The organism is Parageobacillus toebii NBRC 107807, assembly GCF_003688615.2.
GTDB lineage: Bacteria > Bacillota > Bacilli > Bacillales > Anoxybacillaceae > Parageobacillus_B > Parageobacillus_B toebii.
This window is the reverse complement of sequence record NZ_CP049703.1, coordinates 1,154,408-1,168,642: the sequence shown is the minus strand read 5'-3', so window position 1 is coordinate 1,168,642 and position 14,235 is coordinate 1,154,408. Positions and strand designations below refer to the sequence as shown.

The window sequence follows — 14,235 nt, the reverse complement described above, 5'->3', positions numbered from 1 at the left end:
AAAGCCAATACGATCCTTTCCCTCATAGTCCAATAATTTACGGTTATTGGGTAGAGACTTTTGGGCCATATTCCCAAAATTATATGAGGGTGATTCACTTTATGAAGTTACTATTATCTTACCAACCTTTTTCAGAAGATGTCAATATAAAATCGAACATTTAATTTATTTATACTATTAATGTTCGTGTTTTCTATTCATTCTCACAAAACGGTATAGAAAACATATGATGAAATAGCGGAGGAGGGAGTTGCCGTGAAGTCAAACCCGTTTAACTCGTTTCCCGAATGGACAAAACAATGGGAACAGTTTTTTCAAGGAGATTTTTGGGGGAGTTTCCAATCATTCTTACCGACAACGAAAAAGCAATCTGGCATGAATATATACAAAAAGGACAACGAGCTATTAATCGTTGTCAGTTTACCAGGATTAGAAAAAATGGAAGATGTTGAACTTTATGTGTACTATAAAACATTAGAAATTAAAGCAAATATTAATTTGCAATTCAAAGGGTTCGAATTAATCGAAGAAGGAATTTTTCAAGGAGAATGGGAAACAACGATCCCGCTTCCCTTTGCAGTAAAGGAAGATCGAATTGAGGCAACATATCACAATGGTCTATTGTTTATTCATCTTCATCGCCTAATTCCTGATGGGACAAAAAAGAAAATCGAAATCAAAAAAGGAGAATAGTTTTTTACATTCGACATGTTTTCAACTACCGTAAAAGCGCAATAAAAACATGATCATTCAAAAACAAACCAATCATTGGTAAGAAAATATGTATGATAAAAATGGGTTACAGTACATCGCTTTCCCTGCAAGTGATCACTCCTTTCTCCTTCTAAATATAAAAAAGGGAGGGTGTCCACAAATTTTTGGGACACCCTCTTTTCACAGCTTCCGTTTCCTATACTAAATCAAAAAGGGGGTCTAGGAAACGATGATAACGCTTCTAGTTTTGGGGGAGAGGATTTAAATGGCGTCATTAAAAACTCAATGGTTTTATATAAGCTGGGCAAAAAAATTAGAGAACTTGTCAGCTCTCTAATTTTTTGCCTGCCTAGCAACGACCTACTCTTGCAGGGGCGCTGGCCCCAACTACCATCGGCGCTGGAGAGCTTAACTTCCGTGTTCGGGATGGGAACGGGTGTTTCCTCTCCGCTATTGTCACTAGGCAAGCACTTCAATTGGCCACATATTATTATATTCCAATCATCACGTTTGTCAAGAGGGATTTCGTTCCCTCAAAACTAGATAACCGTCTGTTTGGAAGAAGCCGTTTTGCATAGGCGGCCTACGCTTTTCTGTTGTCTAGCTCCTAGCGTCCTCCGCTTTTCCGCTTGGTTAAGTCCTCGATCGATTAGTATCCGTCAGCTCCACGTGTCGCCACGCTTCCACCTCGGACCTATCGACCTCGTCATCTTCGAGGGATCTTACTCGCTTGACGCGATGGGAAATCTCATCTTGAGGGGGGCTTCACGCTTAGATGCTTTCAGCGCTTATCCCTTCCGCACATAGCTACCCAGCGGTGCCCCTGGCGGGACAACTGGTACACCAGCGGTGCGTCCATCCCGGTCCTCTCGTACTAAGGACAGCTCCTCTCAAATTTCCTGCGCCCGCGACGGATAGGGACCGAACTGTCTCACGACGTTCTGAACCCAGCTCGCGTACCGCTTTAATGGGCGAACAGCCCAACCCTTGGGACCGACTACAGCCCCAGGATGCGATGAGCCGACATCGAGGTGCCAAACCTCCCCGTCGATGTGGACTCTTGGGGGAGATCAGCCTGTTATCCCCGGGGTAGCTTTTATCCGTTGAGCGATGGCCCTTCCATACGGAACCACCGGATCACTAAGCCCGACTTTCGTCCCTGCTCGACCTGTCCGTCTCGCAGTCAAGCTCCCTTGTGCCTTTGCACTCTACGAATGATTTCCAACCATTCTGAGGGAACCTTTGGGCGCCTCCGTTACCTTTTGGGAGGCGACCGCCCCAGTCAAACTGCCCACCTGACACTGTCTCCCACCCCGATAAGGGGTGCGGGTTAGAATTTCAATACCGCCAGGGTGGTATCCCACCGGCGCCTCCACCGAAGCTGGCGCTCCGGCTTCTCAGGCTCCCACCTATCCTGTACAAGCGATACCAAAATTCCATATCAGGCTGCAGTAAAGCTCCACGGGGTCTTTCCGTCCTGTCGCGGGTAACCTGCATCTTCACAGGTAGTATGATTTCACCGGGTCTCTCGTTGAGACAGTGCCCAAGTCGTTACACCTTTCGTGCGGGTCGGAACTTACCCGACAAGGAATTTCGCTACCTTAGGACCGTTATAGTTACGGCCGCCGTTTACTGGGGCTTCGGTTCGCACCTTCAGCCTTGCGGCTTAAGCGCTCCCCTTAACCTTCCAGCACCGGGCAGGTGTCAGCCCCTATACTTCGCCTTTCGGCTTCGCAGAGACCTGTGTTTTTGGTAAACAGTCGCTTGGGCCTTTTCACTGCGGCTCTCTCGGGCTCATCACCCAAGAGAGCACCCCTTCTCCCGAAGTTACGGGGTCATTTTGCCGAGTTCCTTAACGAGAGTTCTCCCGCGCACCTTAGGATTCTCTCCTCGCCTACCTGTGTCGGTTTGCGGTACGGGCACCTCTCACCTCGCTAGAGGCTTTTCTTGGCAGTGTAGGATCGGGGACTTCGGGACCGATGGTCCCTTCGCCATCACGGCTCAGCCTTTGCGCCAGACGGATTTGCCTATCTGGCAGCCTAACCGCTTGGACAGGCTATTCCAGCAGCCTGCTCGCCCTACCTTCCTGCGTCCCCCCATTGCTCAAACGGTGAGGAGGTGGTACAGGAATCTCAACCTGTTGCCCATCACCTACGCCTTTCGGCCTCGGCTTAGGTCCCGACTAACCCTGAGCGGACGAACCTTCCTCAGGAAACCTTAGGCTTTCGGTGCAGAGGATTCTCACCTCTGTTTTCGCTACTCACACCGGCATTCTCACTTCTAAGCGCTCCACGAGTCCTTCCGGTCCCGCTTCGGCGCGCTTAGAACGCTCCCCTACCGATGACCAACGGTCATCCCACAGCTTCGGTGGCACGTTTAGCCCCGGTACATTTTCGGCGCAGAGTCACTCGACCAGTGAGCTATTACGCACTCTTTAAATGATGGCTGCTTCTAAGCCAACATCCTGGTTGTCTGGGCAACTCCACATCCTTTTCCACTTAACGTGCACTTTGGGACCTTAGCTGGTGGTCTGGGCTGTTTCCCTCTCGACCACGGATCTTATCACTCGTAGTCTGACTCCCAAGGATAAGTCGTTGGCATTCGGAGTTTGACTGAGTTCGGTAACCCGATGAGGGCCCCTAGCTCAATCAGTGCTCTACCTCCAAGACTCTTCCCTTGAGGCTAGCCCTAAAGCTATTTCGGGGAGAACCAGCTATCTCCAGGTTCGATTGGCATTTCACCCCTACCCACACCTCATCCCCGCACTTTTCAACGTACGTGGGTTCGGGCCTCCAGTAGGTGTTACCCTACCTTCACCCTGGACATGGGTAGATCACCTGGTTTCGGGTCTACGACGACGTACTTAACGCCCTATTCAGACTCGCTTTCGCTGCGGCTCCGTCTCTTCGACTTAACCTCGCACGTCATCGTAACTCGCCGGTTCATTCTACAAAAGGCACGCCATCACCCATAAACGGGCTCTGACTACTTGTAGGCACACGGTTTCAGGTTCTCTTTCACTCCCCTTCCGGGGTGCTTTTCACCTTTCCCTCACGGTACTGGTTCACTATCGGTCACTAGGGAGTATTTAGCCTTGGGAGATGGTCCTCCCTGCTTCCGACGGGATTCCCCGTGTCCCGCCGTACTCAGGATCCACTCGGGAGGGAACGAAGTTTCGACTACAGGGCTGTCACCTTCTCTGGCGGGCCTTTCCAGACCGCTTCGTCTACCCCGTTCCTTTGTAACTCCCATGTGAGTGGTCCTACAACCCCAAGAGGCAAGCCTCTTGGTTTGGGCTGTTCCCGTTTCGCTCGCCGCTACTCAGGGAATCGCGGTTGCTTTCTTCTCCTCCGGGTACTTAGATGTTTCAGTTCCCCGGGTGTGCCCTCCATACCCTATGGATTCAGGTATGGATACTGCCCCATTACGGGCAGTGGGTTTCCCCATTCGGACATCTCCGGATCAACGCTTGCTTACAGCTCCCCGAAGCGTTTCGGCGTTTGCCCCGTCCTTCATCGGCTCCTAGTGCCAAGGCATCCACCGTGCGCCCTTTCTAACTTAACCATGCGAAAACAGCTTCACGCTTGCCGCCTTCGCTTCTCGGCTTCTTCCACTGTCTAGCTTCGGCGCCTAGCCCCTCACGGTCGCTTCGGTCCTGCCGTGGCGGCAATAGCCTCCTCGCAGGCCCTCCAGCACCTATCGGGACTAACCGCGGCGCCTCCGCTTTTCTTCTCGGTTATCTAGTTTTCAAGGAACCAACTTATTTCCTGCATCCGCTCATAGACGCAGGCGCAAGGCGACTACTTGAGTATGCTTCCTTGCAGCCTTGTGTCGAGGAATCCTGCTTCCTCGAATTCACTAGCAGACGCAGACACAAAACGACTGAAGGAGTAGAATGCTCCCTCAAAACTGAACAAACCCGAAGCGTCCTTCGCTTTTCTGCTGTCTAGCTCCAGCGCCTAGCTCTCTTGTGCCAAATAACCTTCCCCCTCGAAGTGCAAGCACTTCTGCGGGTGAAGAACATTTGGCTTCGAGAGCTGATCGCGGCGCTTCCGCTTTTCGTATCATCCTTAGAAAGGAGGTGATCCAGCCGCACCTTCCGGTACGGCTACCTTGTTACGACTTCACCCCAATCACTTGCCCCACCTTCGGCGGCTGGCTCCCTTAAAGGGTTACCTCACCGACTTCGGGTGTTGCAAGCTCTCGTGGTGTGACGGGCGGTGTGTACAAGGCCCGGGAACGTATTCACCGCGGCATGCTGATCCGCGATTACTAGCGATTCCGGCTTCATGCAGGCGAGTTGCAGCCTGCAATCCGAACTGAGAGCGGCTTTTTGGGATTCGCTCCCCCTCGCGGGTTCGCAGCCCTTTGTACCGCCCATTGTAGCACGTGTGTAGCCCAGGTCATAAGGGGCATGATGATTTGACGTCATCCCCACCTTCCTCCGACTTTTAGCCGGCAGTCCCCCTAGAGTGCCCAACTGAATGCTGGCAACTAGGGGCGAGGGTTGCGCTCGTTGCGGGACTTAACCCAACATCTCACGACACGAGCTGACGACAACCATGCACCACCTGTCACCCTGTCCCCCCGAAGGGGGAACGCCCTGTCTCCAGGGTTGTCAGGGGATGTCAAGACCTGGTAAGGTTCTTCGCGTTGCTTCGAATTAAACCACATGCTCCACCGCTTGTGCGGGCCCCCGTCAATTCCTTTGAGTTTCAGCCTTGCGGCCGTACTCCCCAGGCGGAGTGCTTAACGCGTTAGCTACAGCACTAAAGGGTTTAACCCCTCTAACACTTAGCACTCATCGTTTACGGCGTGGACTACCAGGGTATCTAATCCTGTTTGCTCCCCACGCTTTCGCGCCTCAGCGTCAGTTACAGACCAGAGAGCCGCCTTCGCCACTGGTGTTCCTCCACATCTCTACGCATTTCACCGCTACACGTGGAATTCCGCTCTCCTCTTCTGCACTCAAGTCCCCCAGTTTCCAATGACCCTCCACGGTTGAGCCGTGGGCTTTCACATCAGACTTAAGGGACCGCCTGCGCGCGCTTTACGCCCAATAATTCCGGACAACGCTCGCCCCCTACGTATTACCGCGGCTGCTGGCACGTAGTTAGCCGGGGCTTTCTCGTTAGGTACCGTCACCGTACCGCCCTATTCGAACGGTACTTCTTCTTCCCTAACAACAGAGCTTTACGATCCGAAGACCTTCTTCGCTCACGCGGCGTCGCTCCGTCAGACTTTCGTCCATTGCGGAAGATTCCCTACTGCTGCCTCCCGTAGGAGTCTGGGCCGTGTCTCAGTCCCAGTGTGGCCGGTCACCCTCTCAGGCCGGCTACGCATCGTCGCCTTGGTGAGCCGTTACCTCACCAACTAGCTAATGCGCCGCGGGCCCATCCGTAAGTGGTAGCAAAAGCCACCTTTCAACCAAAGACCATGCGGTCTTCGGTGTTATCCGGTATTAGCCCCGGTTTCCCGGAGTTATCCCGGTCTTACGGGCAGGTTACCCACGTGTTACTCACCCGTCCGCCGCTAACCGAACAGAAGCAAGCTTCCGTTCGGTCCGCTCGACTTGCATGTATTAGGCACGCCGCCAGCGTTCGTCCTGAGCCAGGATCAAACTCTCCAAAAAGAAAGTTGATTGGCTTCTTTTCAGCTTCAGCGCCGACACCGCAAGGTGTCGCTCGCCTTCGCTTTTCTATGTGGACGCTTCGTTTTGTTCAGTTTTCAAGGAACATTTGTTTTGATCTTTAAAAGCGACTCTTATAATATATCACTTTCAATTTAACATGTCAATATGTTTTTTTAATTTTTTTCGTCCGCATCAAAGCGGCTTTACTAATATAACATCATCGCTTATTAAATGTCAACCATTTACCATAGGTATTTTTATCCAACCAAACAACACTTTCTGTACTCTATATTCTATATTCACCACGATCACACATACAGCCAAACAAACAGCACATGCGTTTTATCCTTATATAGCCGCCAAGTACAATATTAGCGGCAATACCTTCGTTTATAACCTCAACCTAACACTATTAGGTAAATAACTTTTTCTTTGTGTTTGCAATATATTTAGCCGTCAAATCTCTAGTATAAACAAAAAAGAAAGATGCCACAAAAGATCATTCGTATGGCACCCTCTAGTTCGCTTTAACGTTTCCATTCTCTCTCTAACATTCCATAAACAACGTGATCAACGAAATGGTCGTAAAGCCACTCTGCTTCCCGGATCGTCCCTTCGTTTGTAAACCCTAATCGCTCAGGAATTGCCCTGCTTCGTTCATTTTCCACTGCGCAACGGATTTCCAAACGATGCAATTTCAATTCATTAAAGGCATAGTCGATACACGCTTTGCACGCTTTCGTCATTAATCCAAGCCCTTGAAACTGCTCCCCCAGCCAGTAGCCAATGCTTGTTTTTTTATTCGCGCGATCAATATAATGAAGTCCAATGACTCCCGCTAATTGTCCTTTATGCCAAATCCCTGCTTCAAAGCCGTTTCCAGCGGCAAATTTCTGCAATCCCCCCGCGATAAACGCTTTCGAATCCTCTACTGTTTTTGTTGAATCCACCCACGGAAGCCACTTCCGCAAATGCGGACGGCATGAATCAACTAACGCAAATAACCGTTCTGCATCTTCCACTGTAAGCAACTTCAGCCACGCTTCTTCATCCAGGCGGTGGATAAACATAGCGTCCCCCTCCCAGTTTTATAAATTTTTCCTACTATTATACCAAATCCAAATAAAAAAGCCCGCCGTTGGCGGACTTTTTCTATTCTCTTAAAAAGAGAAAGTATAAGATAAAGATGACAAACAACACATATAAAATCGGATGAACTTCTTTACCGCGTCCTCTTAAAATCATCGTAATTGGATAAAAGATGAATCCAACCGCAATCCCTGTCGCAATGCTATACGAAAGCGGCATCGTAATTAACGTGAAAAACGCCGGAATTGCAACTTCGAGTTTTTTCCAATCGATTTCTCCAATCGAAGATACCATTAACACACCAACAATAATCAACGCCGGGGCGGTGACAGGCGCGGTAACAACACTTAATAACGGCGAGAAAAATAGTGCCAGCAAAAACAAAATTCCTGTTACTACCGCAGAAAAACCGGAACGGCCGCCAGCCGCGACCCCTGCCGATGATTCGACATAAGAAGTCGTCGTCGATGTTCCAAGCACGGCGCCAACCATGACCGCCGTTGCATCAACAAGCAATGCTTTTCCCGCGCGAGGCAGTTTATTATCCTTTAACAGCCCTGCTTGATTCGCTACTGCTAATAGCGTCCCTGTTGCGTCAAAAAAGTCGACGATGAAGAAAGTTAACACTACCCCAAGCATTTTTAACGAGAAAATGTCCGGTAAATGCTGAAGCGCAACGCCAAATGTCGGAGAAATATCCGGAACAGCTCCGACGATTTTATCTGGTACTTTGATTAAACCAAAAATCATTCCGACAATCGCTGTAATGACCATACCGTAAAATACGCTGCCATTCACTTTTTTTACCATTAATATTATCGTCACAAACAAACCAAAAATAGCTAATAGCGTATTTCCGTCTTTTAAATCGCTTAAACCTACTAACGTTGCCGGATTATCGACAATGATTTTTGCATTTTGCAAGCCGATAAATGTGATAAATAGCCCGATTCCCGATCCAACGGCGTACTTCAACTCTACCGGAATCGCATCAATAATTTTTTCGCGGATGCCTGTTAAAGATAAAATCGTAAAAATAACCCCTGATACGAACACTCCCGCTAATGCCGTCTGCCATGGGATGTGCATATGCAAAACAACTGTGAATGCAAAGAACGCATTTAGCCCCATCCCTGGCGCTAGCGCAATCGGATAACGTGCTAAAATCCCCATTAAAATACAACCATACGCCGCAGCAAGCGCGGTCGCAACAAATACCGCACCTTGGTCAATCCGCAGCTCATTAGGAAAATCTTTTACCGCTCCTAATGACAGGGTAAACGGGTTAACGAACAAAATGTATGCCATCGACAAAAACGTTGTAAACCCAGCGATGATCTCCGTACGGTAATTCGTGCCGAGCTCTTCAAATTGGAAATACTTTTTCACTTACTGTCCCCCCTATAAAAATAAAAACGCTTCTAGTAAGCTACCAGAAGCGTTGACTAAAGAGGGATAATGAATATAGAGAGGACAAAAAAATGCACTCTCTACCCCATTATACCTCGTAGTCAAGCTATTTACGGTAGCTTGGTAGAAACTCCCGAGCCATATTCCCGGGATTATACGACGTATTTTGACAATATTCGCGATATAGGTACATTGTATCAGCACGATCGCTTTATGTCAATGAAAAAGACGAACATTTAACGATAAATGCCCGTCTTTTGTTCGTTTTATAGAAATCATTCCCATTCAATCGTTGCCGGCGGCTTACTTGTAATATCGTATACAACTCGATTGACATGCGGCACTTCATTGACGATACGCGTAGAAATTTTCTCAAGCACTTCCCAAGGAATGCGCGCCCAATCCGCTGTCATGCCATCCACCGATGTAACAGCGCGAATGCCGACCGTATAGTCATATGTGCGGGCATCACCCATCACACCGACGCTACGAATGTCCGGAAGCACCGTGAAATATTGCCAAATTTCCCGATCAAGTCCCGCTTTTTTAATTTCTTCCCGTAAAATCGCGTCCGATTCACGGACGATTTCTAATTTTTCTTCTGTCACTTCGCCAAGCACGCGAATGCCTAATCCTGGACCTGGGAACGGCTGCCGCCAAACAATTTCATCTGGAAGGCCTAATTCCGTTCCAAGCGCGCGTACTTCATCTTTAAACAGCGTATTAAGCGGTTCGATGAGTTTGAATTTCATATCTTCCGGCAATCCGCCGACATTATGATGAGACTTGATCGTCTGTGCTGTCGCCGTGCCGCTTTCGATAATATCTGTATAAAGCGTCCCTTGTACTAAAAACTCTATTCCTTCTAATTTTGCCGCTTCATCATCAAACACATAAATAAATTCGTTGCCGATGATTTTGCGTTTTTGTTCCGGGTCGGTTACCCCTTTTAATTTTGATAAAAAGCGCTCTTTCGCATCCACTTTAATAACGTTCATATGGAATCCTTCGCGGAATGTTTTCATGACGCTTTCCGCTTCCCCTTTGCGAAGGAGCCCGTGATCGACAAAAATACATGTGAGTTGATCGCCGATGGCGCGATGCACAAGCACAGCCGCCACGGAAGAATCGACACCGCCGCTTAACGCACAAAGCACTTTTTTATCTCCAACAAGCTCGCGAATTTTGCGAACCTGGCTATCGATAAAGCTTTCCATCGTCCAATCGCCTTTACATTGGCACACGTCAAATACGAAATTTCTTAAAATATCGTTTCCGTAAACGGAATGGCGCACTTCTGGATGGAATTGCACCGCGTAAAACTTTTTCGCCTCATTGCTCATTGCCGCAATTGGACAAGAAGCGCTAACAGCATCTACAGTAAACCCTTCTGGCGGAGCAGTGACTAAATCGCCGTGGCTCATCCAGACCACTTGCTCGTCTGGGAGACGTTCAAAAAGGGCGGAAGCGTTCTTTACTTGAATCATTGCTTTTCCGTACTCACGATGTGTTGCTTTTTCTACTTTTCCACCCAAATGATAGGTCATTAACTGCATGCCATAACAAATTCCTAAAATCGGCAGCCCAAGCTCAAAAATTTGCGGATCACACGTAAACGCATTGTCGTCATATACACTGTTTGGGCCGCCGGAAAAAATGATTCCTTTTACATTCATTTCTCGAATTTTTTCCGCTGTAATCGTATGCGGATGCAATTCGCTGTATACCCCAAACTCGCGAATGCGGCGAGTAATTAATTGGTTATACTGGCTTCCAAAATCTAGAACAATAATCATTTCCTGTTTTTGTTCCATGTCATCACCTCATCGCAAAATAAAAAACTAGAATCGCCCACGACAACTATAAAGGCAAAATTCTAGTTAATTCCGCCTTCATAGTCGGGTCGTTTACGGCGACCCGGTAGAGACTCTCGGACCATATTACCGAGGATATATGAAGGTACATATGATGATTTCATTAAATTTTAATCCATTCTATCAACTCTATCTATCAGCGGTCAAGATGCCGTTTTTTTAATTAAATTTTCCCATAATTCTTTCACTTCCGCCCATTCAACCCGAACGGTTTCTTGTTGATAAATCACCTTTTCATATAACAATGTCAACTTCGTCATTTCCTTTGTTTGAAACCAATCGTCGACATATGCGGCGTATTGTCTTAGCGTTTGATCTTGTTTCCGTTTTAATCCATAATCATCCAAGTGACGGAGTAAAGAAAGATACGCTTTCGTAAATCGGTCATTCCCCCGTTTGTATTTGAATAGAAACAATGTAACATACGGCCACCATTTCCGTCTCGTTTTGTACAGCACTAATGCACAAGCAAGCAATATAGACACTACAATCGTGATGCGCTTCCATGACCAAATGTCTAAAAAGCTGGCGAATGTTTCTTTCACACTTGATGAAGAAGACCGATCTTGCTCCATCACATCTTTTATAGGAACACGGCCTTGCTCGAGCCTACGCTGTCGAGGAACCGGCGCTGTTTCCGGCGTAGATTGCAAATCGGTAAACTCATATGGGTTCGCAAACCCTTGCGTTGGCTCAAACGGAACCCAGCCGATTCCGGAAAAATACACTTCCACCCATGAATGCGCATCCTTGTTCGTCACTTGATATACATTTTTTCCTTCTTCCTCTCCCAAAGTTGCTCCTTCTATTAGTTGCCCCGACGTATATCCCTTCACCCAACGTGCTGGAATACCAAGAGAACGTAGGAGCACAACCATCGAAGTGGAAAAATTATCACAATATCCTTTTTTTGTTTCAAATAAAAACTGATCGACGTAGTCATCCTTTTCCCCTGGAATAGCAACATCACTCGTTTCATACACATATCCGTTCATGTGAAAATATTGCTCAATTGCTTTTACTTGTTCATACTGTGTTTGCTTTCCTTTTACGATTTGTTTCGCCAAATCGCGCACTCGTTTCGGTACGCTTTCAGGAAGCTGCGTATATCGCTTTTTTAACCCCTCATCTTGCACTGGCGGTGCGGCGTTTAATTTATCAATGGAGAACGTCGGATATTCATAAGTAATATTATATGTCCTTAACATAATCGCATAAGCTGAACGATCAGTTGCATACATTTTTTCCGTTGCCGTGTCCAAACGAAACACAATGTCTTCAGGCGTATCTATTGTCTTTAGCCCAAGAGGGTAAACAATATGGAAATAAGGCTCCTTTATATGGATGCTAGCTGTCATCGTTTGTTTTTTCACCGATAGATTCCACCAAGAATAACCGATATCTGTGTTTTTTTCAAATGTTTTTACTTGCACACTATCCGAGCTTTCCCATCCTTTTCCTGTATAAATATCTTTCGTTTCGACACGCCAATAATGCCGCTTTTGGTCTTCGGCAATAAAAACGACCGTATCATCGGCAATAAATGGACCGCCAAGCCGCGAATCATTTTGCCCATAGCCGATTTTTTTCACCTTCGCTAAAGCAGGATCATTCCGTTTTTCCTCTTGCGGGGCTGCATAGCTTCTCACAAACGCCACCGGATCCGGCCATTTAGGCGGCAGTTTGGGACTAAAATATCCGCAGATGAAAGCTAGTCCAATTAGGCATAAGCAGAAAACCGTCCATTTTCTGATTCCGCCTGCAATCGATGCCTTTTCACGCAACCGTTCTATATGCAGGAAGCTTAAGAGGAAAAAACCAAAGACGACTAAACGAATAATCGCACCGTTTCCACGAAACATGGTAAACGTATCTAGTACCGTAATGTACGTAACAGTCAGGACATAAAAGAAAAACAGCCGTTTTTGCGTAAATAGCCAATAATGCAGTAAATACGCCATCATCCATAACAAAAGAAAAAAAAGAAAGCTGCGAAACGAGTTGGTCAGTTCCGCCCAACGCATCGAAAATAAAATAGGGACGTGATCAACAATTTCCCGAACAAGCAGCTTCAGCACCTGCAAATAAGAAACATGGTAAAACAATGTGTTTAACGCACAGACCATATATGCAATCTTTATAAAAGCAGAAAGCCACACTGGAATCCGCAACAAATAAAGAAGAAAACAAACAGACACAAACCAAATAAAGACTTGCACATTCCTGGTATCAGACACCGTTTCTAGCGGAAGAAGCCATTCGATCAGCAGCCAGCAAGCCAACCCATATATAAGCAGATTCTTCCCGAGATTTTTAATTGCATTCACCATTCATCCCTGCCTTTATGCAAGGTCGTCATTATATTTCGCGGCGATACGACCACAACATGGATTCCTTTGTGGCGCAGCGCTTCCATCCAGTTCCGCTCCTCTTTCGTCAAATCATCCTTGATAAGAAACACGGTTCCCTCATGGCGGCGTGCAGACATTTCGCCTAACGTGAAAACCAGCTCTTTCTGTAAATAAGAAGTAACATAGCAAAAAGCAACGGTCGCTCTCCAGTTTGCTCTTTCATTGGAAATAACGCGCGCAAATGGCTCATGACTATCACAAGCTACTTTTGCTAAATGATAAAACAAGCGCTGTAGATGCTCCTCACCATTTCGAGCAGGAAAGATGGTGCGGTCGCTGCCAACGGATACAAGTCCTGTCTGCACCCCTTGTTTAATAGCGGCCCGCAAAAAAGAAGCAACAAATGTCACGATCTCTTCAAACAATGATGTTGGTGTACGATCAAGTACAACGATCAAATCATCCCGCTGCCGTTCTTCAAACTCTTTTGTCATCAACCGTTGCTTGCGGGCAGATGCTTTCCAATGAACCCATGAAAAGCGGTCGCCTGGCGCATATTCCCGAACCCCCACAGCCATCGTCATATCTCGATGAATCTGTAGCAAGGAAGCGGCCATTCCTTGGTCAAACTGTTGTTCCGCTTTTCGGTACATGATATCGATATAGCGAGGATATACTAAAATCGTTTCTTCTGCGAAATGGATCGAATTCTTTTCTATCAGTCCGAAAAAGTCCGTAGCGGTAAGGCGAAGCGCGGAAAATATATGTTCCCCTCGCGGCAGCTCGCGCAATTCATACGTGTAAGAAAACGTTCGTTTCCAAATAAATGGAATCGTTACTTTTGTCTGTTCCATCTTAAGTAAAGGAACATCGGCTTCCTCCATCGTCAACGCCACAAATGGAAACCAAATCGGAAAACGCACTTCGACCGTTGCCGTAAGCGAATCGCCGGCATGAAGCTGCCGCTGATGAATCACTCGCCTCACAATGACGCGATGAAACGGATAGACGGCAATTGCTAGTGAATAAAGACCAAATGGAAGAAAACTATAAAACAAAAACCAACTGACAAAGCCTCCCTGAAACATCGCATATGAAAAAAGGATCACAAATAAACTAAATAAACCAAAAACTTGCCGAATAAAGCGCGTTCGTTTTCTCATCC

The 14,235-nt window shown here is 47.3% G+C and carries 6 protein-coding genes, 3 rRNA genes and 3 riboswitches; of the genes, 1 reads left to right on the top strand and 8 read right to left on the bottom strand.

Annotated elements, in window-relative coordinates; all coding sequences use genetic code 11:
* Positions 1–5: 5 nt before the first annotated feature.
* A riboswitch (purine riboswitch) is annotated at positions 6–107 on the bottom strand.
* Positions 108–255: 148 nt separating this feature from the next.
* A complete protein-coding gene (locus DER53_RS06080) occupies positions 256–693 on the top strand; it encodes an Hsp20/alpha crystallin family protein (RefSeq protein ID WP_012748998.1) in 438 nt (145 codons plus the stop codon).
* A gap of 368 nt (positions 694–1,061) precedes the next feature.
* Here DER53_RS06080 and rrf read toward each other — a convergent pair.
* The 8 genes from rrf to DER53_RS06040 all read right to left on the bottom strand — a co-directional run bounded on the left by rrf (position 1,062) and on the right by DER53_RS06040 (position 14,233).
* Positions 1,062–1,178 (bottom strand): 5S ribosomal RNA (gene rrf / locus DER53_RS06075).
* Between the two features lie 165 nt (positions 1,179–1,343).
* Positions 1,344–4,278 (bottom strand): 23S ribosomal RNA (locus DER53_RS06070).
* Between the two features lie 510 nt (positions 4,279–4,788).
* Positions 4,789–6,346: ribosomal RNA gene (locus tag DER53_RS06065) — 16S ribosomal RNA — on the bottom strand.
* The 16S, 23S and 5S rRNA genes sit together here, the layout of an rRNA operon.
* 527 nt (positions 6,347–6,873) lie before the next feature.
* The gene (locus DER53_RS06060) at positions 6,874–7,416 is read right to left on the bottom strand and encodes a GNAT family N-acetyltransferase (protein ID WP_062756406.1); all 543 of its coding nucleotides are present in this window, start codon (positions 7,414–7,416) and stop codon (positions 6,874–6,876) included.
* Between the two features lie 82 nt (positions 7,417–7,498).
* Entirely contained in the window at positions 7,499–8,824 is a 1,326-nt protein-coding gene (locus DER53_RS06055) for an NCS2 family permease (RefSeq protein ID WP_062756404.1), read from the bottom strand.
* A gap of 99 nt (positions 8,825–8,923) precedes the next feature.
* Positions 8,924–9,025: riboswitch (purine riboswitch) on the bottom strand.
* Positions 9,026–9,120: 95 nt separating this feature from the next.
* A complete protein-coding gene (gene guaA / locus DER53_RS06050; protein WP_062756402.1) occupies positions 9,121–10,659 on the bottom strand; it encodes a glutamine-hydrolyzing GMP synthase in 1,539 nt (512 codons plus the stop codon).
* 61 nt (positions 10,660–10,720) lie between these two features.
* A riboswitch (purine riboswitch) is annotated at positions 10,721–10,822 on the bottom strand.
* Positions 10,823–10,862: 40 nt separating this feature from the next.
* The gene (locus DER53_RS06045; RefSeq protein WP_062756400.1) at positions 10,863–13,049 is read right to left on the bottom strand and encodes a DUF4129 domain-containing transglutaminase family protein; all 2,187 of its coding nucleotides are present in this window, start codon (positions 13,047–13,049) and stop codon (positions 10,863–10,865) included.
* Positions 13,043–14,233, bottom strand: coding sequence for a DUF58 domain-containing protein (locus DER53_RS06040; RefSeq protein ID WP_062756398.1), 1,191 nt, complete (start codon positions 14,231–14,233; stop codon positions 13,043–13,045). Before DER53_RS06040 ends, DER53_RS06045 begins: the two co-directional genes overlap by 7 nt.
* Positions 14,234–14,235 lie beyond the last annotated feature (2 nt).